We start from the raw sequence: 26070 nt of genomic DNA, 5'->3' as shown, positions 1-26070 counted from the left end.
AGCGGCTAACTGTCTAAATTCATAATTGATGCGCGCATCACGCTGTCAGGACCATAGCGCCGTCTGATTTTATCCATAGCCTGAACCAGGTTATACTGCGCTACGGATTCACTATACAAATCAATTTGCTCAAAACCACTTACCAAATTAGAGACCTTCACGCCAACCAGGCGCAGCGACATTCTTCGGGTATACAGCTGGGTAAATAGTTCCTTTGCTTTGTTGATGAATACATCATCTAAGGACGAATAGGGGATTGCTGCCTGTTTAGTCACGTCTTCGAAGTTGGAATAGCGTATCTGCACGGTGATGCAGGAGGCGAGTTTTTTTTTCTCCCGAAGTTCAAAAGCAATTTCGGTAATCTGGGCAATCATGATGTGCAGGATCATGTCTACATCAATAGAATCTGCTTTGAAGGTATTGGACCTGCCTATCGACTTTTGTTCCGTATAGGGGATGATGGGGGAGTTGTCTATACCTTTAGATTTTTCCAGTAGTGAAAGTCCGCTCTTCCCCAACAGCATACTCATTTGATCGGGGTGGATTTGTGAAAGGGTGAAGATCTTTTTGATCCCCATATCACTTAGCTTAATGAAGGTCTTTTCGCCGAGTCCTGGAATTTTACGTATGGAAAGGGGATTTAAAAATGGTTGAACTACACTGGCCTCCACGTTTTTTTCTCCGTTAGGTTTACATTCGTTGGTGGCCATCTTGCTTACCGTTTTATTAATGCTGAGGCCAAAGGAAATGGGTAGCCCTGTTTCCTTCATTACTGTTGCCCGAAGTTCATGTGCATATTTCTGGACCCCATAAAACCGGTCCATTCCAGTCATATCGATGTAGTGTTCATCGATACTCGCTTTCTCAATCAGCGGCACCCGTTCTTTCAGTATATCGGTGATCTCATGAGAGGCTTTGGAATACGCGTCCATGTTTCCCCTGATAAATATCGCATGTGGGCATAATTGTTTGGCCATACGCGAAGGCATAGCAGAGTGTACGCCATATTTTCTGGCCTCATAGCTGCAGGAGGCAACTACTCCCCGGTCGGACGTGCCGCCAATGATAACAGGTTTTCCGATCAGTGAGGGATCTTTTTTGACCTCCACCGAAACAAAGAATGCATCCTGATCCATATGAATGATTTGTTTTTCTGCTCCCACCAAATGTTAAACTTAGGTTATGGCAAATATATACTAAATATATTAGTATATAATCAGTGTGTAGCTAACAATTTTAGTTTATAAAACGCTTGGCAGATTACCAGATAATCAACAGTAGGTAAAAGGGTGTTGGATCAAACAATTTCCCGCGTCATTGGTTGTATTTGTAAGCAGTAAGTATCTTGTATTGATTGCTGTGTTTACAAAATTAAACGATAATAATCATGGCAAAGAAAAAAGAATTGACTGATAAAGAGGCCAAGGTAAAACACGTTCAAACAGTTAAAGCAACGATTAATGACGGGATGAATACACCCGTGCCCAGTCGCGGTGATACTTCTGTAAGATCTAAAAGTGAAGCGGCTATGTTTAAACAGGCGGAGAATCCATTGGGTGATCCTGATCAGGTTTAATATCTGTTGGCTAAATTACTTATTTTTCTGAAGTAAACGTTGCAGCTGGTAGGCCTTCCTTATTAAATAAAGTGGCTATTTTGGTGTCACCCCAAGCATACCTGACAAATAGCGGTTTGTTTATGGTGGGGCTGCTGACAATGATTTTATCGTTTACTATTTTTGCATCTGCTTTAACGTAAACGGAATCTTTTCCGGCAATTTCGAAATTTTCTAACCGATTAGCTGGGGCTATTAAACCACTTCCAATACCATTAAATTCGACAATTAATTTATTTCCAGCGAGAGTGACTTTTTTAAATACCGGACCAGAGGCTACCAAGTTTTTATCACCGTACTCATTCTTAAATGCAAAGCGTGCCAAACGCTCACCCACTTGTTGTTTGTAGGGGGGATGGGCAGTTTTAAAATAACCGATATCGAGCGTACTCACCATTCCAGTTTTAGGTAATTTCAAACCATAGTTCTGTGCATTCCGTAGTTTTTGCCCTTGTTCGTGCTGATCTGCAGCGTTATAAATATAAGGGGCTAACTGTACATAGTAAAACGGAAGTTCTTCGCCCCACTTGTTTCGCCAATCTTCAATTAAATTTGGGAAAAGACGTTTGTATTGTTGTGCTCTTCCAACATTTGATTCTCCCTGATACCAAATAATGCCTTTAATCCCATAGGGTATTAGTGGGTTAATCATCGCATTGAAAAGTACTGTTGGAGAATTGCTGTTAATTTTAGCTGCCTTTTGGTTTGAGGGATCCTGTTCATCTATTTTTGAATTAAAATCTCCAATTTTAGTCAAGTAGTTTTTACTTGTCCAGGCTTCAGCTGGTGTTCCACCAATAGAAGATTGGATAATACCAATTGGAACTTTTAGCTTTTTATGAAGTTGCACTGCGAAAAAATATGCGGTGGCGCTCAAATTTCCTGCTGTCTCACTTGATGAGGCTGTCCATTTACCGCCAACAGTGTCCAATGGTACTGTTGATACGCCAAAAGGAATTTTTAGGAAACGGATTGCCGGATAGTTTGCGTTTTTGATTTCCTGCAATGAATGGAAGATGGTATCGCCCGGTGGCCATCCTTTTAATGGGATGTCCATATTGGATTGGCCAGATGCCAACCAAACCTCACCAACCAACACATCTTTTATTTGAATGGTGCTATCATCGGTCTGAATACTGATTTGGTAAGGACCCCCTGCAGCCGGGGTTGCCAGCTTCAATTTCCATTTACCATCTACACCGGTAACTGTTGAAATTAACTTGCCCCAAGTGCCAGCTACCCGAACTTTTTGTCCCGGTGAAGCCCATCCCCATATATTTACTTTTGTTTTTTGCTGTAATACCATATGGTCAGAAAACAAGTTGGATACCTTTAGCTTTCTCGTTTGTGCGGGAGCTGAGCAATTGGCAGATAAACTAAGGGTTAAAATAAATAGGAAAAGGCAAGTTCTCATGGTTAAAAATTGAAGAGGTTTATTGGTTATTTGTTAACGGCAGCAATTTTACTTATTAGACTTGGATAAAACAATACAATAGCTAAATGTTGTTGCTTTAGCATATACTTTATAAGGCTCCAATGGCTGTGGACCACATCCGTTTGAGCCTACACCCAAAGTTTTATGGCCTATGCAGAGTACAGTTCCTTTACTTTTAGGTAGGTCAATTTTGTATTCTACGTTTTCCATCTCTTCATCACTGTATGGCAGTGCGGCAACTTGCATTACCGCATCAACTTGTTTAACAGATAAACCCAGCCCGTTGGCCGACTTTAGATTTGCCCAGCGCACATCTTCATGATTACCTTGCTCCATTGGTTTTTCATATCCTGTCATTTGTTTAATAACACTACTTGCATAATGTCCAACATCAAAACCGCTTTTGCGGTCGCTATAATTTTCCATTGGTCCACGACCCAGGTAGTCAAACTCATTTAAATCCTTATTCAGGAACATGCGAACTCCAATTCGCGCAAGTACTAATTTGGGATCGCTAAAATCAACGCTATTTTCTGACTTGATCTCACCTTTACCATTTATAGTATACATTACCTTATGATGTACAACGAAGTTTTCTTTACCTGTACCTGTTAAAGTTGCATTTATTTGTATCACATTAGGTGCTATTCTAACACCTTTAACGTCACTTGAAACCCAGCTTAATTCTTTCAAGCCATTCTTTTCCCAGTCTTTATAAGCCCACATGTCATCCTTTTGGTGGGGTGCACGCCATAGGTGTAGCATTGGCCCGCCCTCGGTTCCCAGCAGGTTTTTGCCGTCTTCTACTAAACGTGTGAAAGTCCCTTTGGTCTTATCGAAACCAATACTAAAATCGGTACCATTTATACTGATCTCGTTTGCAGACTCAATTAGTGCCAAGTTATCACCTTGTGTATTACTGCTTATGGCAGGTACGATTTTACCAAGCTCAAATTGCTGTTCGGCGATTTCAAATCCACGGGAGGCCCAAAGTTTATCCGTACTTAAATGAAATGACACGCGCACAAAATATTCAGCGCCTGGTTTTGGAGTTACCTTATAGGGAATTGTAATGTTCTCTTCCTGTCCAGGTGCGATTGATCCTACCGCTAAAGGTCCTGATGAAATAACCTTCCCATCTTCACTTAGTTCCCATCTGGCAGTAAAGCTATTTAAGTTGGTAAACTGGTAGCGATTTTTAACCGTAACTGTTTGGGCTTTTAAATCTTTTGCGTGGATACTGATCCACTGGTAAGCATGCTTAAGTTCTGGAAAGTGCGGTTTCGGCGACCTGTCTGAAAACACAACGCCTTTATGGATAAAGTACTTGTCGTTCGGATAATCACCAAAGCCTCCGCCATAAGCTATAATTGGATGTTTAGGATCCCGGTTATTGTATAGCCCCTGATCTTGCCATTCCCATATAGCGCCACCTAACAAAGCAGGATACTTGTCAAACAGTTCATTATAAATATCAACAGAACCCATGGAGTTGAACATAGCATGTGCATATTCACATAAGTAAAATGGCTTGGTGAGGGTGCTGTCTTTTGCGGCGTTTTCCAGGCTCCCGGTATTGGTATACATCTGGCTATCAATATCAGCAGGGTTCTTACCGTCGCCGGTGCCGAAGCCCTCATAATGCGTTGGCCTGTCGTCAATTTTCTTTATGGCAGTTAAGGCAGCCTTAAAATTTGTGCCACCCCTTCCATTTTCATTACCTAGAGACCAGATTACAACAGAAGGATGGTTTTTGAAATTTTCTACGTTGGCTACATTGCGCTCAATGATTGCAGCTTTAATGGTCGGTTCCTCATTAAACTGGTTCTGTTGCGCATGGCATTCAACATTTGCCTCGGCAACTAAATAAATGCCGTACTGATCGCACAATTCATACCATCTCGGATCATCAGAATAATGGCAGGTACGTACATGATTGCTATTGGTTTGCTTGATCAGTACAATGTCTTTTATCATTTCCTCTTCAGTAACCGCATGACCATCACTCGGCCAGTTCTCATGACGGTTTACGCCTTTCAGCTTAATTGGAACACCATTCACTAAAAATAATCTTCCTTTAATTTGAATCTCGCGAAATCCAGTGCGTGAGGAGAGTGTTTCTATTGTTTTAGCGCCATCTTTTATATTGATTACTGTGGTATATAATTTTGGTGTCTCCGCTGTCCATTTTTCTGGATTGGTTACATGAAAACTAGTATTAACCATCACTTCTTGACCAGGTTGCAATGCAGGAACAGCCTTCTTTACAGATGCTCCAGGAACTTTAACTGCTCCATTATAAAGTGTAACTTCAATTTGGCGGGCAGGGATGGCAATGTTGCCATAATTTTTTACTTTGGCAGATACCTTAAGTTCTGCATTTTTGTATTGATTGTCTAGTGTTGTTTTTATTGCATAATCACGGATGTGTTCCTTAGGAGCACTCCATAAGGTAACATTTCTGAAAATACCACTTAAACGCCACATATCTTGATTCTCAAGATAGCTGCCTGAGGTAAAACGGTATACTTCAACAGCCAACATATTCTTTCCGGGATGAACATATTTGGTCAGGTCAAATTCAGCAACATTACGACTATTGACACTGTAGCCAACTTTTTTTCCATTTACCCAAATGAAAAAGCCTGCATCCACACCATCAAAAGAAATGAAGATCTGGCGGCCTTTCCAATTTGCAGGCACGTCAAAATCACGACGATAACTTCCTACTGGATTTCTTTCATGTAGAGTAGTGTACTTTTTATCCTTAGGCGTGGTCATTACTCTTGGAAAATCGCTTTGAAAAATCAAGGTAAAGTTGCTATAATCAGGAGTTCCATACCCCATCACCTGAAAAGAGGAGGGTACTTTGATGTCATTCCATTTAGAAACATCATAAGAAGGTTTATAAAAATCCACAGGTCGTTTCTGTGGCCAGTCTACCCAATTGAATTTCCAGCTGCCATTTAAGCTGATAGCTAATGATGAAGCGCTACGGTTTGCTTTTAAAGCCTCAGCCAAATTACCATAGGGCATTAAGGTAGCATGATTAAGCTCCTTATTAATACCTATATTTTCTGGATTCTCAATCTCTATTGGCACAGATGCCGTATCAGATTTTGAAAACCGGTTTCCTTCATTATCTTGTGCTGTGGAGCTCATGTATTGAACTGAAAAGACGATAAAAGGTAATATAAATTTGAAAATGCCTTTGCTTAGTCGGATAGTACTCATAATTTGTTGCTGCGGTGAGTTATTGTTGTTGTTCTCTGAAAATTACTACTGTAAAGAACTATATTTATTTGTTGTCTAGATTGTCAATTCATACATTTTTAAAGACATCATGTACATTTTTATGATACAATAGTTTAATAAATCAACATATAAGAGCATTTTTGTTATGCAAATAACCAACCAGACAAATTTAGAGGAGCATCAAACGAGCTATCATATAATAGAGTGTTTCTTGTTTTAATAGAGATCAATTAACAATGGAAATAGAACAACCGAACCGGTTAATGAATATAAAACATATCAAATCTCTTTTGCTGATAGTAATTATTAACATGATCGTTGTCACGTCTGTTTTCAGCCAGTCTTACGCGTATCAATTCAATCACCTTACAGTAGACGAAGGCTTATCCCACACCGATGCAAATGATCTGGTCCAGGACAAATATGGTTATATTTGGATAGCAACCTATTTTGGACTCAATAGGTTTGATGGCTATGTAATAAAGAAGTATTATAACAACAACAATCCTTTAAAAAATGCTTTCAGAAATAGGATAAGGAATATATTTCCCGATAAAGATGGTAAAATATGGCTTTCAACGGAAGGTGGCTTACAATATTTCGATCCAGTATCAGAGCAATATATTGATCTTATTGAGCGCAGTAAAAGCAGTTTGTTAAGGCTGGGAAAAATTATAAAACCACCTGGAAAATTACTGTATGGTCTTCAGTCAGGAGCATTAAAACTGTACAAGATTGAAGGAAATACCATTCAACAGGAGCAACTGGATTTGCCAAAAGATGTGCGATTTTCAGATATGATTAATGATGGAGACAGCCTGATATACCTCTCCAGTAACAAAGGTATTTGGAGATTGGATACGAAGTTAAAATTTAGAAAAATATTAATAGAAGGGTTATCGGAAGAAGACTTTTTACTAATTTCTTTTGACCTTAAACAACATCTAATTACAACAACAAGAAACACAGCTTACCTATTGAATCAGCCACCAGGTTCACTTGGAAGTTTTTCAATTTACAAACGATATTCTGATCCAGATCTTCAGGCCGCCAGAAACATGATGCAAAATAAATCTGCAGATTATTGGATTGTGACTGGTAGGAATTTGATTAGGCTTGATAATAATTTCTCTTTTGTTCAGAAAATCAGTAATAACAGTTCTCCACGCAGTCTCAACTCAAATTCGCTTACGAAAGGAATAATTGATCGATCTGGCTGTCTTTGGGTAGGCACTTTCGGGGGCGGGGTCAATTACTGTGATCTCCATCAAAAGCTGTTTTATACCCTTAAAAATAATCCTGAAATTTCAAATTCTCTATCTGGTAATTATGTGCGCTCCATATTTGTAGATGGAAAAAATATATGGATTGGTACAACCGCAAATGGGTTGAACTTATATAATGTAGAAACAAAGAATTTTACTTTTTTCAATAGTTACAATACCCATTTAAAGTTAAAGTCAGATGATATTACCGCATTAACAAAAGATAATGACGATAATTTATGGATTGGTAGTAGCTCTGGTATAGAAATACTTAAAGCGAACAAGAAGGAATTATGGAAGCCTAAAGGGTATGATAAATTTCCGGATTTTATAATTGAAACGCTTGTTAAGGATTACTATGGCAACATTTGGTTTGGAAACCATGCCAACAAATTTGGAGTAATTTACAAAGACAAACAAAATACCTTTCAAGTAAAATATTATGGTGAAGGCTTTTTTATCTTCGCTGATAAAAATAAGCCTCAATTGTTTGTTTCCAGTACAAATGGTTTAAAGCGACTTGAAATCGACAACCAGGGAAATATTATAAAAAGTTTTGCGTATCGGGCATCTTCAAAACCAAATTCTTTAAGTTCAGACTATACCTATCCTATAAGTAAGCAAAATAATAGCACTTATTGGATAGGGACAATAGGAGGAGGGCTGAACCGGCTTTCTCTGCTTGAAAGCAGCAGGTATAGCATTAAAACTTTCAATGAGAACACCGATATTTTTAAAGATGTAGAAAGCCTTGAAATTGACGATCAAGGCAATATCTGGATGGGCGGAAATGGTTTGCAGTGTTTCAATGCGAGTACTGGAAAGTTAATTCAATATGATAAAAACGACGGTCTGCAGGGAAACAGCTTTAAAGTAGGCTCTTCTTTTAAAGGGGAAGATGGAAGACTATATTTTGGTGGAATTAATGGGCTTAACTACTTTCTTCCAAAAGAGATAAAGGCAAATGAAATTGAAGCCCGGCCTATACTTACGGATATATTGATTAATAATCAACCTCAAAACTATAACAATGGCAAGGCTATTGGCTATGGAACGGAATTGGATATTAATTACCTTCAGAACAACTTTATCATCTCCTTTTCAGCTATGCATTTTGCCAATCCTTTAAAATGCAGGTACCGCTATAAACTTGTTGGCTTTGATAACCAATGGAAGTTTACTGATGGAAAAAACCCCAGTGCAGCATACAGTAACCTGAATTTTAAACGGTATAAATTTATTGTTCAAGCCACCAATAGCGATGGAATATGGAGTAATAAACAAGCCGAAACCTCTATCATTATTACACCACCCTGGTGGAAGTCTGATTTTGCAAAAGTTGTTTATTTTCTGATATTTTTTACGGGTCTAGCGGCTGTCTATATTTTCCAGGCAAGATGGTTTCGATTGAAAAGAGAGATTGCTGTGCGAGAAGTGAATGAAAACAAGCGAGAAGAGATGCATAAACAAAAGGAAGAGCTTTCAGAACAGCAGCTGATGTTTTTCACCAATATATCCCACGAATTCCGTACACCGCTTACGCTGATTTTGGGTCCGTTGGAAAATTTGCTTCGTCAAAATAACAATGCAACATTAGACGATGCCTACCAACTCATGTTCAGGAATGCGAAAAGATTACTCAATCTAGTTAGTGAGCTCATGAACTTTAGAAAGGTAGCAGATCAAATTATAAAATTGCATGTCCAATCGGTCCCGATAAATCAATTCTGTGTGGATATTGCTGAAGAATTTGAAATTATGGCGTCAAATAAGAATATCAATTTTAAGTTAATTGACCATACATTTAATGAGTCAACACCGTTGTTAAATGGCTACTTTGACATCCAAATAGTAGAAAAAATTCTTTTTAATTTGTTAAGTAACTCATTTAAATATACGGAGGATGGAGGAGAAGTATCGCTAGAGGTATTCACAGAGATCAACAGCTTTAAACCCGCCTACATTACAGGCTTTCAATTGTTAAATGAGCACCATAGGTCAAATGAATACATCTATTTTTGTGTCTCTGATTCTGGAATTGGAATTTCAAATGAGTCTGTCCATAAAATTTTTGAAAGATACTATAGAATTAGTACAGAACACCTTGGTTCCGGTGTAGGACTTGCCTTAGTTAAAAGTCTGACTCAATTGCACAAAGGTGATATTTATGTGTACAGTGAAAAAAATAAAGGGACAGAAATCATCATCGGTATTCCACTAGGTGAACACAACTATAATGAGTCTGAGAAAATAGCGCCGGAAAATGTTTATGAATCCAAACTAGAACCTGTCGATCATGCTATATTGACTGCGGTTGCTGAAAATGATGTACCTCAGCAATTGCCAGGGATTAGCAAACATATTTTGCTTGTTGAAGATAATAAGGAATTGCGTAGGTTCCTAAAGCAAATTTTTGAACATCATTATTTTATTTACGAGGCCGAAGACGGCATGGCAGGGCTTGAGATTGCAATTGAGCACACCCCTGATTTAATTATAAGTGATGTAATGATGCCAGTATTAAATGGTATCGATTTTTGTAAAATGGTTAAAGAAAGATTTGAGACCAGGCATATTCCTTTCATTATTTTATCCGCTAAAGACACATTGGATGCAAAGATTGAAGGTATGGAGGTGGGTGCTGACTTTTATTTTGGTAAGCCTTTAAGCACGGAACTTTTATTATTAACTGTACAAAACATATTTGAACAGGCGGAGAAATTAAAAGAATATTTTAATAAAAATTACCTTGCCGAAGCTACGGATCTTGTTCACACTGAGAAAGACAAGGAATTCATGAATAAACTGCTAGCAGTGATAGAAGAAAACATTCAAGACCCTGAATTAGACGTCGATTTTTTATGTGACAATTTATACATCAGCAGGACAAAACTTTATCAAAAAATAAAAAGCATTTCAGACCAGTCGGTGGCTGAATTTATCAGAACTATAAGGTTAAAAAAAGCGATTCAGATTATGACGCATGAAGACATCGCTATATATGAAGTAGCAGATAGGATTGGATTACAAAGCAGATCTAATTTTTCAAGAGCATTCAAAAAAGAGTATGGGAAATCACCCTTACAATACATTCAATCCTTAAAGAATCAATAGTGTTAATATGGAATTTATGTACATATTGATACAAAATATGTACCATGGGGCAACCATTGATACCATTTAATCCGGTTATTTGTGTAAGCCAAATAGTCTGACTAGACATTAGTGTATGGGTGCAATCTTTTTAAATAAAAAAATTAAATGAGTTTTAAATCGTCAGTTTTTTACATTCTATTTTTATTTCCCTCTTTTTGCTTTGCCCAAAAAAAGGTTAAATCTATCGAGAATCAATATGCAGCAGATTTAGGGAATGGTACATTTCTTAATCCTGTTCTCAAAGGTAATTTTGCAGATCCTTCTGTTGTAAGAGATGGAGAAGATTACTATATGACAAATTCATCTTTCGATAATTTACCTGGACTATTAATCTGGCATTCCAAAGACTTGGTGAATTGGGAACCAATTGCCAATGCATTAAAAGAAAATGTAGGTGGCGTATGGGCACCGGATATTATTAAATATAAGAACTTGTTTTACATTTATTTTCCTGCGGGCGGAACAAACTGGGTGGTTACTGCTGCCAATCCTGCCGGTCCCTGGAGTAAGCCATTGGACTTAAAAACCGGAGGTATAGACCCTGGACATGTAGCAACGCCTGAAGGTAAACGTTATCTTCATTTGAATGACGGACGAATGGTTCCTCTTTCTGATGACGGACTAAGTGTAACAGGTCCGTCAAAGAAAGTTTATGAGGGTTGGCCATATCCTAAAGAATGGATTACCGAATGCTTTTGCCTGGAATCACCTAAACTAACTTATAGAAATGGATATTATTATATGACCGCTGCCCAAGGCGGAACGGCAGGTCCACCTACCAGTCATATGGTTGTATCAGCCCGTTCCAAAACTCCTTTTGGCCCATGGGAAAATAGTCCGAACAATCCAATTGTCAGAAACGCCGACAGAAATAATAAGTGGGCTTCTACAGGACATGGAACTTTAGTAGACTCGCCGGATGGTAAATGGTGGATTATTTTTCATGGATTCGAGAGTAGTAATCGTACAATAGGCCGTCAAGTACTGCTTTTACCAATAGAATGGACAAGGGATGGTTGGTTTAAGGTGCCCGCAGGCGCTGACCCGGCAAAACCATTAAAAAAACCTTCTGGGAAAGCAGTTGTACATGGCATGAAACTTTCAGACGATTTTTCTGGCGATAAATTGGGAAGTCAGTGGAATGTTCTCAAGAATGAGAATAAATCAAATTATAAAGTAGTCAACAATACACTTTCAATTAAGGGAATCGGTACTTCTCCTCAGAATACTCAGCCGCTTACGATTATGCCGGCAAATAATTCATATCAGGTTACTGTTAACGTCTCATCAGGAACGGGGAATACGAAAGGGGGGATACTTTTATATTATAATTCCAAATATTACGTTGGTTTAGAATTTTCAGATAAATCTATTTATCGGCTTTATAATAACGGAGACAGAGGTAGGTTAGTTTCAAATATAACACAGGATAATGTTTATCTACGCTTAGTAAATGATCATCATGATCTGTTATGTTATTATAGTTTAGATGGAAAAGAGTGGAAACGCATGGATTTTGTTACTGAAATATCTGGCTATCATCACAATATTTTAGGAGGATGGGGTTATTTACGCCCTGGACTTTTTGCAGTAGGTGATGGAGAAGTTCAATTTAGAAATTTTCAATACCAAGGTTTGTAGTAGAATATTTTTATGTAGGAATTATTAAATGGTATTATCTAAGCAAAAAATCAACCTGGCTGAGTGAAGATAAAACAGTCTTTACGTGTAGTTGGTTTATAATACCATATATCGAGATATAGTATGAATTATGCAACAGTTTTAGAGAAAAGTATAACAATCAGGGAATAAAATAGGGCAAACTTTGCTATTGAAAAAATTACATAAATCCTTGATAATGAAAAACAATGAAACATTACAGAAAGACGTTCAGGATGCAATAAAATGGGAACCTCTATTGCATGCGGCTCAAATTGGCGTAACAGTAACAGACGGTATTGTTACCTTAACAGGTATGGTTGACAGTTATGCCAAGAAAGCGGAAGCAGAAGATGCAGCAAAAAAAGTGGCAGGTGTAAAAGCTGTTGTTGAAAGAATCGAGGTTAAATATATGGGATCTATTCATAAAGAAGATGAGGAAATTGCGAGAGAGGTCCTAAATGCTTATAAGTGGAATTGGAAAGTGCCAGGGGAGAAGATTGAGGTTAAAGTAGAAGATGGTTGGATAACGCTTACCGGTGTAATCAACTGGAACTATCAAAAAGATGCTGCAAAAAATGCTATCAAAAATCTTTCTGGAGTAAAAGGCGTTACTAACAACCTTATCATTGAGTCTGAAATCCATGATGCCGTAGAAAAAACGGAAATAGAACGTGCGATTGACAGGAACTGGACGATCAATAATCAAGATATTCAGGTTGAAGTGGCGGGTCACCGGGTTACGCTAAATGGAAAAGTTAGGTCTATTTATCAGAAAGACGAGGCTCAGCGTATCGCATGGAATGCACCTGGTGTTTGGTTTGTTGACAATGAACTGAAAGTAGAGTACGATTATGCGCTGATTAATTAGATTATTCAGCGGGAGTAAGCACTCCCGTTCTTATTTCCTAATCAGTTTTTCATTTTCGAAAGCTTATTGAGATCAAGAATAGTAATAGATGTTCCGCTCCGGTCAATTATTTTTTCATCACGGAAGTCAGATAGGGTTCGGCTAACTGTTTCTATGGCCATGCAAGCCATTGCGGCTAAGTCTTCCCGGCTAATATTAAGCAAATCGTCTTTAACAGATTGTTGATGATAAACACGCAGCAGCGCCTCTGACATTTTCTTTCTTGCAGAATGATAAGCTAGCCCAAGCAATTGTTCCTCCTTGTTTCGGTTATCCTGGGATAACAGATGGATAAATTTTTTCGAAACATCGGGATATAAATTTAATACTTTTTCCATTTCCTCTGCGGGGATCATACATACAATACTATCCTCTAATGCGGTGGCAGTATCAGTAGTAGGATTGCTGGTTAGAGCGGTATTCATTCCTAGATAGTCGCCTGCGGTATACATTCCAGTCATCAGTTCCCGACCATCTTCGGATAATTTGATGGTTTTTATTTTCCCACTTATCACCAGATACAATCCTTTAACAAAGTCTGATTCATAGTAAATTACCTGATTTTTTTTGAATTCGCGGTTTCTGTGTCCTTCAATGATTTTAGCAAATTCTGTTAGGCCGTCAGTATTGTTCACCAGGGCCTTAAATTCATTGACCTTATTTTGTTGATGATGTGCAGAATTTTCCTTTTTCTTAAGCCTGATTTCAATGGCATTTAACAATTCCATATCGTCAAAAGGTTTGGTTAAATAGTCGTCGGCTCCCATTTCCATACCTTTACGCAAATCTATGTGATCGGCTTTTGCTGTTAAAAAAATAAAAGGAATAGATGATGTTTCAGGGTATTTGTTCAGCATGTACAATACCCCATAGCCGTCCAGTTCAGGCATCATAATGTCGCACAAAATGGTATCTGGCAAGTGCTTCAAGGCCATTTCTACCCCTGTTTTCCCATTGTCGGCCTGATAGACTTTATATTTGGCCATTTCAAGTATTTCAATGATATTCTCTCTGATCGCATCATTGTCTTCAATGATGAGTATTTTTTTGTTCATGTTCTTGGAAATGTGAGGACAAAGAGCGTACCCTTATTAATTCTGCTTTTAAAGCTAATTTTACCATTCATCAGGCCGGTATATCTGGAAAGTATACTTAGTCCAAGACCGCTACCAGAAATATTCCCGGTGTTGTGGGCACGAAAGAAAGCTTCAAAAAGATGCTTTTGTTCTTCAACGGGAATACCTATGCCATTATCGCATATTCTGATGGTACAGTTGTGTTTATTTATTTTTGTATGAAACTGTATCTCGCTATCTTCACCTGAATATTTGATCGCATTATCAATTAAAATGACGATGCAGTTTTTTAATATATTTTGGTCTAGAAGGATACGGTATTCTGTTCCTCTATGACTATAAACTATTTTCTGATTTCCCTTGAGTGCAATTTGCATGTCTTCAGTAATTTCTTCCGCAAATGTTGCTAAGTTGAAATGGCTGAAATGGGCATGAATTTTACCACCGTCTATTTTTTCCAAAGAAAGAAAGTCATTCAGAATAGCGGTCACATTCAAAACAGCATCTTTAATTTTCGAGACATGTTTTACAATATTTTGGTTTTCATAAGGAAGGGCATGTCGCTCTATTAATGAAGCAGATAATTGTACCATGCTTAATGGGGTACGAAATTCATGTGAGGCAATGGACACAAATCTACTTTTAAGCTTACCCAGTTCTTTCTCTTTATCGAGTGATTGATTTAATTCTTCTTGGGTTTGCTTTAGCGTTGCTACCGTTTCACGTAACGCTGCAAGCGAAAAGTTTAGTTCTTCCTCCGTTTTTTCTAAAGTTCTAACAATTTCTCTTAAGGATAAAGTCCGTTCCTGGACCTGCTCTTCCAATAAAGATGCATACTCCTGTAGTTTTAATTCTGCATTTTTCTCCTTGGTCAGGTCATGAATGAAACCCGCATATATAATTCGGCCCGAGTATTTAACTTCACTTACACCAAGACGAAAAGGAAAATGACTTCCGTTTTTTTTAAGGCCTGTTAACTCTCGTCCTACCCCTATTATGCTGGCATCTCCAGTTTTTTTATACCTAAACAGGTAACCATCATGATGACTTTTGTCATGATGGGTCATTAGCATCGCTACATTTTTTCCAAGAACTTCCAGTTCAGTATAGTCAAAAAGCCTGCAGGCAGAAGGATTCATGGATTCCATTATTCCATACTCATCGATGGTGATCAGTCCGTCAATTGCATTATCTATAATCGCTTTTAACAGAACGGCTTTTTCCATAAAATATTGGTTCCCAGATTATCTTAATCTGTACAATAAAGATACAACCAATAAATGGTTAAGTTTTAATTAATTACCTGATGACCTTAATCATAGGGCGGGATGATGGAGGTCAGCGGTTTATATAAACTTAAATAATACCTTTAGTCATCATCTAATGCGATCACTTTACTTGAAATTTATTGTTTTTATGAATGAACCAGAATATATTATAGCAATTGGTGCTTCTGCCGGGGGACTAGAAGAAATCAATTCTTTTTTTGACCATACACCTTTGGATGGTGTATCCTATATTGTTGTTCAGCATCTTTCAGCATCTTTTAAAAGTAGAATGGCTGAGGTGCTCGCTAAGCACAGTAAGCTTATAGTTGAAGAAGCTACTGATGGAACGGTTGTAAGATGTAACCAGGTTTATCTTATTCCGCACGATAAATACATGACTATTTCAGACAATAGATTATATCTAAGGGATAAAGAAGAAACAAGGAGTTCACACTTGACCATTAATATATTTTTTAATTCTTTAGCTGCAGATTGTGGTATAAAAGCAATTGGTGTTATTCTTTCCGGCTTGGGAAGCGATGGGTCTGAAGGTGTTTCTGCTATTAAAAAAGGTGGGGGGATGGTCATGGCTAGAAACCCCGAAACCTCCGGTTTCCCCAGTATGCCATCAAAAGCCATTGCTACAGGAATGGTAGATTTTATATTGGAGCCAGCGGAAATGCCTGATGTTATAGAAGATTATGTTAAAAATGAGGGGATTCTACAAATAGAACGTCAAAACGATGACGCTAGTTTGAAAGCTATTGTAGAGCTGATCAGGCAAAGTTCTCCTCTTGACTTTTCAGATTATAAGTTATCTACCATATCCCGGCGTACGAAAAGAAGGGCGGCTAATCATAATTTTAAGACATTGGCAACATACCTTGATTTTTTGAAGTCATCACCCGAAGAGATTGAACTTCTTTCTAAAGATTTTTTGATTAGCGTGACCTCTTTTTTTAGAGACAAGGAGGCTTTTGAATATATTGAACATCATATATTGCCTGAAATACTAAAAAATTTACTCCCAAAAGAAGAGTTAAAGATTTGGGTAGCAGGATGTGCGACCGGAGAAGAGGTATACTCGTTGGCTATCCTTATTTCTGAACAATTAAAGGGGGAACAAGAGCATACAGTAGTTAAGATATTTGCTACCGATATCGATAGTGCTGCTTTGGCGCATGCCGGCAGGGGAGTATACTCTCGGGATATTGCTAAGGATATGTCTATTGAACGATTAAAAAGACATTTTATAAAAGAAGGTAATGACTATCGGATTAATCCAGGTTTACGGAAGATGGCAATTTTTGCACAGCATGATCTCGTCAAAAACCCTCCTTATTGTAATATGCACTTCATCAGTTGTCGTAACCTGTTGATATATATGTCTCCTGTATTACAAAAAAAGATATTTTCGATGTTACTTTTTGGTCTAAAAATGGATGGCTACTTGTTCTTAGGATCCAGTGAGAATCCTATGCCAATCATGCAGAACTTAGAGATAGTAAGTAAGCCGTATAAGCTGTATAAAAATATAAAATCAAAGCGTATTGCCAGTTTTGATGCATTCTCGATGCCCGACTCTTTAACGATCAGGCCGAGGGCTAAATTTGCTGGTAATGATGCAGTCGCTAACGATAACCTCAAGTCTCTTTCCGAAAAGATGCATTCCAATCTTGCCGAAGAGCAGGATTACCTGGTAATCTGCATTGATGAAAATAAGGAAGTGTTAAAATCATACGGAGATACTACCAAATATTTGCTTCCAAAACTTTTCACATCACGTCTTGAGCAACTGTTACCCAAAAAATTGGCAATAGCATTCAATACATTAAGTAACAGTGTGCTAAAGAATAGCAAGAAGGCAAGTTTGAATGGTTTAAAAATTAAACAAGGTGACCATCTCGTTAAAGTGAATTTGTCTGTAAGTCCTATGTATGATACAGATAAAGTGCAAAGGCTTTTAATGGTTACTTTTTCAAAAGACAAATCTTTTAGTGCAACAGAAAAGGAAAATTTGGAATACGATGAAGCTGTTTTTCATGATCAATATGCATTGGATTTGGAACAGGAACTTAAAGAAGTGAAAGAGAAACTAAACTCTGCTTATGAGCAACTAGATGCTTCCAATGAAAATATGCAATCCTTCAACGAAGAGATGATCTCTGCTAATGAGGAAATGCAAAGTACCAATGAAGAAATGCAGTCTGTCAATGAGGAACTGGATACCATTAATTCAGAATATCAGTTGAAGAATAAAGAACTACTTGAAATTAATGACGACCTTAATAACTATTTCAGGAGTAATATTAACGGGCAGTTGTTTATCAATAATGATCTCCTGTTAATGAAGTTCTCGCCCGGCACGGTAAAGCAGATCAATCTGCTTGATACAGACATAGGCAGACCTTTGAGTAACATCACCACCAATATTAAGTTTGAAACCCTAATTGAAGATATTAAAACGGTATTGCGTGATGGAAGTATCATTACCAAAGAAATTGAAACCAATAATGGGAAATGGTATCAGGTTATGACTATGCCCTACGTGCGTCAATCGGATCAGAAAAACATAGGCGCAATCATCACTTTTAATGAAATTACAGAACTAAAAAATACGCAAGTGGAACTGGATCTCAGTAACCAAATGCTCGGTATGACCATAGATTCTGCAGAATTGGGGACGTTTTCCATTCAGGTGAAGACCAGAGAATTTAAGCCATCAGTTCATTTCAAAAAGATTTTTGGCTTTTATCCAGAGGAAGAAATGACTTTTAAAAACGTAGTTGATCAAATTGAGGAGCAATACCGCGAGCGCTTTAATAAGGCTATTGAGACCAGCATTGATGAAGGTGATAAATGTGATCTGGAGTTTTCTTTGCGGGATTTCCATTGCAATGAACTTAGATGGGTTAGAATAATTGGTAATCTATCACATGATAAGGAAGGCAATCCAACTTATTTTGCAGGAGTACTAAATGACATCACTATCCATAAAGAAGATGAGATCAGAAAAAATGATTTTATTGCAATGGTTAGCCATGACTTGAAATCACCTCTAACTTCACTACAGGGCTATCTGCAGTTGATTACTATGAAGCTTAGGGTAGAAGATGTTTTTATAAATAAATCTTTATCTAAAGTGAATGTATTAATAAAGAGAATGACCAACATGGTAAATGGTTTTCTTACTGTGTCCAGTGCAGAGGGTGGACAAATCCATTTGGATTTAGAAACTTTTTCAATCAATACTTTGATTGATGAAATTATTGAGGAATCACTCTTTATCAATAAGGATGCAGCTATAGTTTTTTTGAAAAGTCCGGAGGTAGCCTTACAAGCAGACCGGGAAAAGATAGGTCAGGTCATCAATAATTTTCTCACCAATGCCATTAAATATTCAAATGGTATAAAAAGTGTCGAAATTTCACTAAAAAAGGCTAAAGATATGGTGGAAGTTTGCGTAAAAGATAGCGGGATCGGGATAAGGGCGGAAGATCAGGAAAAATTATTTGGTCGTTATTATAGAGTAAAAAATGCTGATGCAAAGTCTGTTCCCGGGTTTGGGTTAGGATTATACTTGTCTGCTGAGATCATTAAAAGACACGGAGGTAAAGTATGGATGGAGAGTAAGATTAATAACGGCTCTTCCTTTTATTTAAGCTTGCCACTGTTAATTAATTAACTACCGGAATTACAACTACTGTCTTTTTTGAATGTCTGATTACTTGCTCTGCCACACTTCCAATTAATAAGTGTGGCATTCCCTTTCTGCCATGTGTTCCCATCACAATAACATCTGCGCCCCACCTTTCAGCAATATCGATAATAACCTTATAGGGTACGCCCTTTTCTACATAGCTCTTGACCGGGAAATCCTTGAATACTTTTTCAATTACACGAAGCTGACTGTGGTTTAGATTGTGCTCCATCATATCATCTAACTCCTTAGTTGTTGCTCCATCATTATCAGTTACGCTATCTGGGTCTACAATACTAACCAGTGCTATTTGCCCATTAAACTGTTTAGCTAGCTGTAAACCGCTTATTGCTACCTTTTCTGAACTTTGATTGCTATCAATTGCGATTAATATTTTATGAAATTCCATTTGATATGTTTTTAGGTAGTCGGTTAAATTTAGTAAAAAACCTTATTTATTTTCTGTTGCTTCCAGTACTTTTTCCTGTTCTTTTTTCTTTTGACGTTCAAGACCATTAAAATATCCCCTGAATAGAAAATTATGTTTAAGGGCTTCCATGTTCTGGTTAAACCCATCAGTACCTTTCTTCAGGTTTTCTATTGTTAAGCTGATGTTATTGGCCATTGCCGAATCCTTGAGGAGGGTATTGATTGGTCCATTGCCTTTTGCTATGTCTTTATTTATACCTCTTACAATAACATTCAGTTCCTGAGTCATGGTATTTGCATTTACTCCTGCTGCCCGTACCTGTACAATCGCATCTTTAAGTGTACCGGCTATTGTGGTATCACTCAACAAAAGCCCTGCGCTACCTTTTCCACTTCTAATGTCATTAATGATGTGGTTTAAGCCGATGCTCAATTCATTTGCGTTGCTCGTCGTTTTGTATATATTCCCGAGCGATGATTTTAAACTGACGCCAATAGACTCATCATTTAATAATTTTAAGATGGCACTGCTGTCTATTCGCATTACAGTACCTTTTAATACCTCTGAAATAGTGGCCACATTATTATTGGTTTGAGATAATTTTTCTATGATCGCGTCCATATTTGCCATGTTCTTAACCTGGAGCAAATCACCTTCATCAACTTTGTTGCTTTTTCCCTTTACCGGGCTTATGTTTACCACCTTATTGCCCATTAGGCCTTCAGTTCCTACAGTTGCTAATGCATTTTTTTGAATGAACGATTTTACCTTACTATTAATCTGCATGGTGACCTCAATCGTGCTATCATTAATGAGTTCAATTTTTTTGACCGTTCCTGCCTGCAGGCCTGAAAATAGCACATTATTACCTTCTGTCAAACCGTTTAAGTTGGAAAACCGAGCTCTGAGTTTAAAGTCGTTCCCAAATATGTTGTTGTTTTTGCCAATTATAAAAAAACAGAGTATCATTAGGACTAATCCCGACAGTACAAATGCCCCTAACTTGATATTATTTATTTTCTTGTTTTCCATTTTAAATTTATTCAAAAAACTGTTGTATATTTTTATCGGTAGATTGCTTCAATTCTTCATAAGTACCCTGAGTGTAACATTTACCTTCCAGTAGCAACACCACTACGTCTGATGTATTCTTAACGCAATTCATATCATGCGAAATGATTATAGAAGAGGTATGGTTTTTCTTTTGCAGTTTAAGTATCAGATTTTCTATTTCTCTGGAGGTCACTGGATCCAGTCCTGTCGTAGGCTCGTCATAGAGAATAACTTCTGGCCTTAAGATCATGGTTCTGGCAAGGGCTACTCGTTTCAGCATTCCACCTGACAATTCTGAAGGCATCATTTCTAAGGTATGAAGCAGATCAACATTTTCCAGGGCTTCGTTAACCAGGCGGTCCACCTCAGGCCTGGTGATGTCAATCCAATGTCTTAATAAAGGAAACTCCAGATTTTCCCGGATGGTCATAGAATCATAAAGTGCATTGCTTTGAAATAGAAAACCAATTTTTGATCGTGCCTGATCTAGTTCTTCTTCATTCATTTGGGTTACATCTTCATTAAATACAAGGATACTGCCACTATCTGGTTGCAGTAACCCAATGATACATTTGATAAGTACAGATTTGCCAGATCCGGATTTACCCAGGATAACTACATTAGTGTTTTTTTGAACATTCAAATTAAATCCATCCAATATGGTTTTATCTCCAAAAGTTTTAATCAAATCCTTAATAACAATGACATGTTCAGCTTTAGATGCTTCCATTTCTTCTAATTAAGGCCCATAAGTTCGGTGATTTGCACAGCCAGTAAGTCTATGATAAAGATCAGAACAGAGGAAAGAACTACAGCTGAATTGGCGGAAATCCCAACTCCTTGAGTACCCTTACTGGAATTGAAGCCCTTATAACATCCCACAATTCCTACAGCAAAACCAAAGAACAAGGTTTTAATTATTGCGGGTAGAACATCGCTAAAGTCCAGGCTTTTAAATACCTGCAGAAAGAAGAGACTAAAACTAGTTACCGAGCGAATATTTACACCCAGATAGGCGCCAAAAAGAGAAATTGCATCTCCTAAAATAGTGAGCAGTGGTAGCATTAATGTAGTTGCCAATACACGTGTGGCCACAAGATATTTAAAAGGTTTTATACCACTTACTGTCATGGCATCTATCTGTTCCGTAACTTTCATTGACCCCAGCTCAGCACCGATGCTACTTCCAATTTTTCCTGCAAATATCAATGCAGTAATTACTGGGCCAATTTCCCTTACAATAGCTAACCCTACCATTACCGGTAGTTGAGATTCAACACCATAGTCAACCAGCGACGGCCTTAACTGCATTGTAAGTACCAATCCCATAATAAATGCGGTTAAACCTACTAAGGGAAATGACAGGTATCCAATATTGTAACACTGGTTAAAAAGTTCCCTGTTTTCATACCTGGGTTTTATTCCTGTTGAAAAAAAACGAGCAGTAAAGCGTGATAGGTTCCCGGTTTCTTCCAGAAAGTTTTTAAAACGGGATGATAATGACATATGTATAAAGATAGGCTAGGAGGGTGGGTGCAGCTATGATTTTAATCATGGTATACAATGACCGATGTCATTTGCTCACACGCAACTCCTGCTCATTTTTGTACTTAGAATATTTGCTATGATAAATTCAATATTCATGAAAACCATTTCAATTGTGTTATTTTGGCTGATGTCAATATTGTTGACAGTTAGCCCAGCCAAGGGGCAGGTAAGTTCTTTTTCTAAACAAATTTCGGTGCAGTTATCAGATAAGCGCAAATTAACGAAACTGCACTACCCAAAATCTGTAATACGCTATTATACAAAAATTGGCTTTCAGCCTGCCTGGATTAAAAATCAAAAGGATTCAAAACAATTATGGGAAGCTATGATGCTCTTGGATTGTGTATTGCAATACGGGCTGTCGCATGCCGACTATCATCCAACTGAGCTAAGCTATGAGCAATTACCAGAGATGACCAAAGCCCCTAAAACGGTGCCTGATGCGTATAAAGCAAGATTTGATATATTATTAACAGATGCTTTAATCACCTTAATCAATCATCTTCATTATGGGAAGTTAAACCCATACTACTCAAAAGCTAACATAGATCAGGTAGTAAAAATTAATGGTTTTAATGCAGGTGGGGAACTGGCCGATGCAAACAATGCTGCAGACTTTACAGCTGTTATATAGCTGTTCAACCCAAGTCGATAACTTATGTTCATTTGCAAAGCTATATGAAGCTGATCAAGGGCCAGTATGTAGGAGATTGTTATGAAATTCCTGAATCAGAAGTGAGAAAAATTGCGATAAATATGGAGCGGCTTCGGTGGTGGGAGTTTAATGGAAAAAAAGATCAATTGAGAAAGAAACCCTACCTAACCTGCGAAATCATTGATGGCCTTCCCGTTTTTCACAAAGACATCCTTCACCTTGATGTGGCGCTGGAAGCAGCGATGTACACAAGAGGTAAAAGGCTGCTTCCAAATAGAAAGAAGCTCCCTGTTCTTCCTAACATCCATTTAAAGAAAGACTAATGAAAAGAATACTGGTACTCACTGATTTTTCTGCTCCATCAAAAAATGCTGCCCATTTTGCCAAGTACTTAGCAAACACTTTAAAAGCAGATCTCACTTTGTGTCATGCTATAAAGCCGGTTGTCGCATTTTCTACACCAGTATTGCCTGATCAATATATTGAGGTAAGGGATTTAGCAATTGAAGAGCTGGAATTTCAAGCAGCAGAGTTAAGAACTGAGGAAGATGAATTGTGTATTGGAAAGTCTCTGGTAAATTACTGTACGTTTATTGGTCCTATAATAGATATGGTGGATAAGCTTTCCAAAGATAAAGAGATTGATTTGGTGGTAATGGGAATGTTTGGTGCAGGCATGATAAATAGAATGATTTTGGGTAGCAATAGTCAAGATTTAGTTAACAGGGCAACATATCCGGTTTTACTTGTCCCTTTTAAGAATTTTTCTGGGGTTATCCATAAAATTGCCTTTGCCAGCGATTTAGATGATACAGATATCGGAATTATCCAATCGTTGGTCAGCTTTGCAAGGCCTTTTAATGCAGAAATATTGATCATTCATATCGGTAGCAAAAAGGCAGATCAGCATGAAATAGATTACTTTTTAAGTCAGGTAACTGACAAGGTCAATTATCCTAATATTTATTACCGACATGTAGAGAACAAAGACACAATCGACGGGTTAAACTGGATTGCTAAAAATGGGTTGATAGATGTTTTTGCAATGGTACATCGTAAAAAAACCTTCCTTGAAAATTTATTCACTGGAAGCTGTACACAAAAGCTATCAAGAAATATCGATATACCATTGCTGGTATTTCAAGAAAACAATTTTCAAGTATTCTAATGAAAATATCAACCAAAGATGAAATGAATAAATCTGAGATTGTTTTTTTAAGTGGTCCACATTCCCGATGGGCAGAACTGAAATTTACCCTCAAGATTATGAGGGAAATGATCCGGGGTTTTCGGGCAATGCACTTTATTGGTCCATGTATTACGGTTTTTGGTTCAGCAAGGTTTAAGGAAGATCATCCATATTATGAACTGACCCGAAATGCAGGTTCAGCCTTTGCAAAGTTAGGTTTTACGATACTTACAGGTGGCGGACCCGGGCTTATGGAGGCGGCGAATAGAGGTGCTAAAGAAGCTGGAGGAAGGTCTGTGGGATGTAATATACAATTGCCTGTTGAACAAAAGCCCAATCCATATTTAGATAAATGGATTTATCTTAATCACTTTTTCATACGGAAAATCCTACTTGTTAAATATTCTTTTGCTTTTGTGGTTATGCCCGGGGGATTTGGAACACTTGATGAATTCTTTGAAGCGCTAACACTAATCCAGACCCGCACTATAAAGGATTTCCCTATCATAATTTTTGGCAAAGATTACCATAAAGACTTGCTTGAACATATTGAGCTCATGAAGAGAAATTCGACAATCGGCATGGAAGATGACCATTTGTTCCTGGTAACTGACAGTATCGACGAGGCTATTTCCTGTATTGTAGAGAAAAGCATTAGGAAATATGGACTACGTCCAGAAAACAAGGTTAGGCCTTTTGGTTGGTTATTTGAGCGGAAGTAGCTTTTTGACTGAGCCAATTAAATTAAACAGTGTTCTGATGGTGGAATTATCATGGTAGGGCATGCCACTTTATTGAGGATCTTAGTGATTTCCACTCCAAAGGACGTATCATCCCTTACATCCGTTTTATACCCGCCCATTATTACCAAAAATATATTTTTTTTCTCTGTTAAGATAGCGCATACATTTTCTGCGATTGTCCCTTCATCAATTATACAATCAATAGTAGGCTTAAAAGTGCCTTTTCCACTGGCAACAATATTCGAAAGTCGTTGCTTTTCTATTAATAAATTTTCCTTACTTCGCTTTGAAAGAGAGCCTGAATTGTCAGATGGCCAGGAATCAAATCCAGAATCTGGAATCAAAAATGAATTAAATAGGATGACGTTGGCTCTTAAAAGTGCCGCGAGCGAAGTAGCGTATTGTGCAGCATTTTTCGCGCTTTTGCTGAAGTCAGTCAATACCAGGATAGATTTAGTAAGTTGAGTTTCTTCTGTGTTTTTCATGGACTACGTTTTAAATTATGCTGATTTAAAGATCGATATAGCTTGTGTCTTATCTCATGATTTGGATCATAAGATTACATGATTCAGGTCCAATTGATGCCATTTAAAAATGCCGATGACTATCATCCATTTTAATGCGTCAGGTCATGTGATGGTTTTATTTTAATATGGAGATTTACGGTTCATATAAATCAAAACTTATGTCAAGTCCATCAAAATCAACAAAATCGCTAAAAACAGCTTCAATATTAGAAAATTTTTGGGATACCGATACTTTCGGCAATGCAGGCGATCCATTCCACGGTGTAAATATCCGTGACAGGGATAGTAAAATAAAAATGGAGATAGCCGCACCCGGATTTAAGAAAAGAAATTTTAAAATATCTACAGACGAAGACCAGCTAACGATCATGGCAGAATCTAATAGGGAAAATAGTGTTTTGGACGAGGACTATACAAGAATGGAGTTTTCCCGTTCTTCTTTTACAGGATCATTTAAACTCCCGGAAAACGTATCTGCCGAGCATATTTCTGCTAGCTACCGGAATGGCTTGCTTACCATTAACTTAAGAAAGTCAGGTAAATTTGTTTCAGGAAAAAGAACTGTTAAAATTAGTGGCTAAGTACA

At 37.7% G+C, this 26070-nt stretch carries 20 protein-coding genes; 10 read left to right on the top strand and 10 right to left on the bottom strand.

Going from position 1 to position 26070, the window contains the following annotated elements:
- Positions 1–5: 5 nt before the first annotated feature.
- Positions 6–1163: a DNA polymerase IV gene (dinB, locus tag ACVWYN_RS17305; protein ID WP_457290142.1), complete on the bottom strand. Its 1158-nt coding sequence runs from the start codon at positions 1161–1163 to the stop codon at positions 6–8.
- 224 nt (positions 1164–1387) lie between these two features.
- Here dinB and ACVWYN_RS17300 point away from each other — a divergent pair, with 224 nt between their 5' ends.
- A complete protein-coding gene (locus ACVWYN_RS17300) occupies positions 1388–1576 on the top strand; it encodes a hypothetical protein (protein WP_457290141.1) in 189 nt (62 codons plus the stop codon).
- A 19-nt stretch (positions 1577–1595) separates the two neighbouring features.
- On the opposite strand, the gene ACVWYN_RS17295 is transcribed toward ACVWYN_RS17300, so the two are convergent.
- Positions 1596–3029 carry a sialate O-acetylesterase gene (locus ACVWYN_RS17295; RefSeq protein WP_457290140.1) on the bottom strand — a complete coding sequence of 478 codons (1434 nt, stop codon included), beginning with the start codon at positions 3027–3029 and terminating at the stop codon, positions 1596–1598.
- 48 nt (positions 3030–3077) lie between these two features.
- Complete coding sequence (locus tag ACVWYN_RS17290; protein WP_457290139.1) at positions 3078–6284, bottom strand: glycoside hydrolase family 2 TIM barrel-domain containing protein; 3207 nt, start codon at positions 6282–6284, stop codon at positions 3078–3080.
- Between the two features lie 257 nt (positions 6285–6541).
- Here ACVWYN_RS17290 and ACVWYN_RS17285 point away from each other — a divergent pair, with 257 nt between their 5' ends.
- From ACVWYN_RS17285 to ACVWYN_RS17275, 3 genes are all read left to right on the top strand, one after another.
- Positions 6542–10684, top strand: a complete 4143-nt coding sequence (locus ACVWYN_RS17285; RefSeq protein ID WP_457290138.1) for a hybrid sensor histidine kinase/response regulator transcription factor — start codon at positions 6542–6544, stop codon at positions 10682–10684.
- 147 nt (positions 10685–10831) lie between these two features.
- On the top strand, positions 10832–12367 hold the full coding sequence (locus ACVWYN_RS17280; RefSeq protein ID WP_457290137.1) for a family 43 glycosylhydrolase: 1536 nt from the start codon (positions 10832–10834) through the stop codon (positions 12365–12367).
- Positions 12368–12584: 217 nt separating this feature from the next.
- The gene (locus ACVWYN_RS17275; RefSeq protein ID WP_457290136.1) at positions 12585–13256 is read left to right on the top strand and encodes a BON domain-containing protein; all 672 of its coding nucleotides are present in this window, start codon (positions 12585–12587) and stop codon (positions 13254–13256) included.
- Between the two features lie 41 nt (positions 13257–13297).
- Here the strand turns inward: ACVWYN_RS17275 and ACVWYN_RS17270 are convergent, their stop codons facing one another.
- Together ACVWYN_RS17270 and ACVWYN_RS17265 are read right to left on the bottom strand one after the other, a co-directional pair.
- Complete coding sequence (locus ACVWYN_RS17270) at positions 13298–14350, bottom strand: response regulator (RefSeq protein WP_457290135.1); 1053 nt, start codon at positions 14348–14350, stop codon at positions 13298–13300.
- Positions 14347–15597, bottom strand: coding sequence for an ATP-binding protein (locus tag ACVWYN_RS17265; protein WP_457290134.1), 1251 nt, complete (start codon positions 15595–15597; stop codon positions 14347–14349). Before ACVWYN_RS17265 ends, ACVWYN_RS17270 begins: the two co-directional genes overlap by 4 nt.
- 190 nt (positions 15598–15787) lie before the next feature.
- Between ACVWYN_RS17265 and ACVWYN_RS17260 the strand changes: the two genes are divergently transcribed.
- Entirely contained in the window at positions 15788–19324 is a 3537-nt protein-coding gene (locus ACVWYN_RS17260; protein ID WP_457290133.1) for a chemotaxis protein CheB, read from the top strand.
- Here the strand turns inward: ACVWYN_RS17260 and ACVWYN_RS17255 are convergent.
- From ACVWYN_RS17255 to ACVWYN_RS17240, 4 genes are read right to left on the bottom strand one after another with little or no spacing between them, the layout of a single operon-like run.
- On the bottom strand, positions 19317–19748 hold the full coding sequence (locus ACVWYN_RS17255) for a universal stress protein (RefSeq protein WP_457290132.1): 432 nt from the start codon (positions 19746–19748) through the stop codon (positions 19317–19319). The genes ACVWYN_RS17260 and ACVWYN_RS17255 overlap by 8 nt on opposite strands.
- A gap of 42 nt (positions 19749–19790) precedes the next feature.
- Positions 19791–20801 (bottom strand): MlaD family protein, encoded by a 1011-nt coding sequence (locus ACVWYN_RS17250; protein WP_457290131.1) that lies wholly within the window; start codon positions 20799–20801, stop codon positions 19791–19793.
- 7 nt (positions 20802–20808) lie between these two features.
- Entirely contained in the window at positions 20809–21552 is a 744-nt protein-coding gene (locus ACVWYN_RS17245) for an ABC transporter ATP-binding protein (protein WP_457290130.1), read from the bottom strand.
- 5 nt (positions 21553–21557) lie between these two features.
- The gene (locus ACVWYN_RS17240; RefSeq protein WP_457290129.1) at positions 21558–22328 is read right to left on the bottom strand and encodes an MlaE family ABC transporter permease; all 771 of its coding nucleotides are present in this window, start codon (positions 22326–22328) and stop codon (positions 21558–21560) included.
- Positions 22329–22464: 136 nt separating this feature from the next.
- On the opposite strand from ACVWYN_RS17240, the gene ACVWYN_RS17235 reads away from it, so the two are divergent.
- The 4 genes from ACVWYN_RS17235 to ACVWYN_RS17220 are packed head-to-tail and all read left to right on the top strand — an operon-like array spanning position 22465 to position 24936.
- Complete coding sequence (locus ACVWYN_RS17235) at positions 22465–23004, top strand: L,D-transpeptidase scaffold domain-containing protein (RefSeq protein WP_457290128.1); 540 nt, start codon at positions 22465–22467, stop codon at positions 23002–23004.
- 44 nt (positions 23005–23048) lie between these two features.
- Positions 23049–23348, top strand: coding sequence for a hypothetical protein (locus ACVWYN_RS17230; protein ID WP_457290127.1), 300 nt, complete (start codon positions 23049–23051; stop codon positions 23346–23348).
- The gene (locus ACVWYN_RS17225) at positions 23348–24193 is read left to right on the top strand and encodes a universal stress protein (RefSeq protein WP_457290126.1); all 846 of its coding nucleotides are present in this window, start codon (positions 23348–23350) and stop codon (positions 24191–24193) included. The genes ACVWYN_RS17230 and ACVWYN_RS17225 overlap by 1 nt, the downstream gene beginning before the upstream one ends.
- Positions 24193–24936, top strand: a complete 744-nt coding sequence (locus tag ACVWYN_RS17220; protein WP_457290125.1) for an LOG family protein — start codon at positions 24193–24195, stop codon at positions 24934–24936. Before ACVWYN_RS17225 ends, ACVWYN_RS17220 begins: the two co-directional genes overlap by 1 nt.
- A gap of 17 nt (positions 24937–24953) precedes the next feature.
- On the opposite strand, the gene ACVWYN_RS17215 is transcribed toward ACVWYN_RS17220, so the two are convergent.
- Positions 24954–25442 (bottom strand): universal stress protein, encoded by a 489-nt coding sequence (locus tag ACVWYN_RS17215; protein WP_457290124.1) that lies wholly within the window; start codon positions 25440–25442, stop codon positions 24954–24956.
- 200 nt (positions 25443–25642) lie between these two features.
- Between ACVWYN_RS17215 and ACVWYN_RS17210 the strand changes: the two genes are divergently transcribed.
- On the top strand, positions 25643–26065 hold the full coding sequence (locus ACVWYN_RS17210) for an Hsp20/alpha crystallin family protein (protein ID WP_457290123.1): 423 nt from the start codon (positions 25643–25645) through the stop codon (positions 26063–26065).
- Positions 26066–26070: the final 5 nt, after the last annotated feature.

Source organism: Pedobacter sp. UYP24 (genome assembly GCF_054057295.1).
This window is presented reverse-complemented; position numbering and strand designations above follow the sequence as displayed.

What these genes read in the sequence shown, in the direction of transcription:
- ACVWYN_RS17230 (WP_457290127.1), top strand. Translation starts at nt 23,049, where the DNA reads ATGAAGCTGATCAAGGGCCAGTATGTAGGAGATTGTTATGAAATTCCT.
- ACVWYN_RS17235 (WP_457290128.1), top strand. Translation starts at nt 22,465, where the DNA reads ATGAAAACCATTTCAATTGTGTTATTTTGGCTGATGTCAATATTGTTG.
- ACVWYN_RS17215 (WP_457290124.1), bottom strand. Translation starts at nt 25,442, where the DNA reads ATGAAAAACACAGAAGAAACTCAACTTACTAAATCTATCCTGGTATTG.
- ACVWYN_RS17260 (WP_457290133.1), top strand. Translation starts at nt 15,788, where the DNA reads ATGAATGAACCAGAATATATTATAGCAATTGGTGCTTCTGCCGGGGGA.
- ACVWYN_RS17255 (WP_457290132.1), bottom strand. Translation starts at nt 19,748, where the DNA reads ATGGAATTTCATAAAATATTAATCGCAATTGATAGCAATCAAAGTTCA.
- ACVWYN_RS17275 (WP_457290136.1), top strand. Translation starts at nt 12,585, where the DNA reads ATGAAAAACAATGAAACATTACAGAAAGACGTTCAGGATGCAATAAAA.
- ACVWYN_RS17285 (WP_457290138.1), top strand. Translation starts at nt 6,542, where the DNA reads ATGGAAATAGAACAACCGAACCGGTTAATGAATATAAAACATATCAAA.
- ACVWYN_RS17210 (WP_457290123.1), top strand. Translation starts at nt 25,643, where the DNA reads ATGTCAAGTCCATCAAAATCAACAAAATCGCTAAAAACAGCTTCAATA.
- ACVWYN_RS17225 (WP_457290126.1), top strand. Translation starts at nt 23,348, where the DNA reads ATGAAAAGAATACTGGTACTCACTGATTTTTCTGCTCCATCAAAAAAT.
- ACVWYN_RS17220 (WP_457290125.1), top strand. Translation starts at nt 24,193, where the DNA reads ATGAAAATATCAACCAAAGATGAAATGAATAAATCTGAGATTGTTTTT.
- ACVWYN_RS17240 (WP_457290129.1), bottom strand. Translation starts at nt 22,328, where the DNA reads ATGTCATTATCATCCCGTTTTAAAAACTTTCTGGAAGAAACCGGGAAC.
- ACVWYN_RS17280 (WP_457290137.1), top strand. Translation starts at nt 10,832, where the DNA reads ATGAGTTTTAAATCGTCAGTTTTTTACATTCTATTTTTATTTCCCTCT.
- ACVWYN_RS17245 (WP_457290130.1), bottom strand. Translation starts at nt 21,552, where the DNA reads ATGGAAGCATCTAAAGCTGAACATGTCATTGTTATTAAGGATTTGATT.
- ACVWYN_RS17265 (WP_457290134.1), bottom strand. Translation starts at nt 15,597, where the DNA reads ATGGAAAAAGCCGTTCTGTTAAAAGCGATTATAGATAATGCAATTGAC.
- ACVWYN_RS17295 (WP_457290140.1), bottom strand. Translation starts at nt 3,029, where the DNA reads ATGAGAACTTGCCTTTTCCTATTTATTTTAACCCTTAGTTTATCTGCC.
- ACVWYN_RS17290 (WP_457290139.1), bottom strand. Translation starts at nt 6,284, where the DNA reads ATGAGTACTATCCGACTAAGCAAAGGCATTTTCAAATTTATATTACCT.
- ACVWYN_RS17270 (WP_457290135.1), bottom strand. Translation starts at nt 14,350, where the DNA reads ATGAACAAAAAAATACTCATCATTGAAGACAATGATGCGATCAGAGAG.
- ACVWYN_RS17250 (WP_457290131.1), bottom strand. Translation starts at nt 20,801, where the DNA reads ATGGAAAACAAGAAAATAAATAATATCAAGTTAGGGGCATTTGTACTG.
- ACVWYN_RS17300 (WP_457290141.1), top strand. Translation starts at nt 1,388, where the DNA reads ATGGCAAAGAAAAAAGAATTGACTGATAAAGAGGCCAAGGTAAAACAC.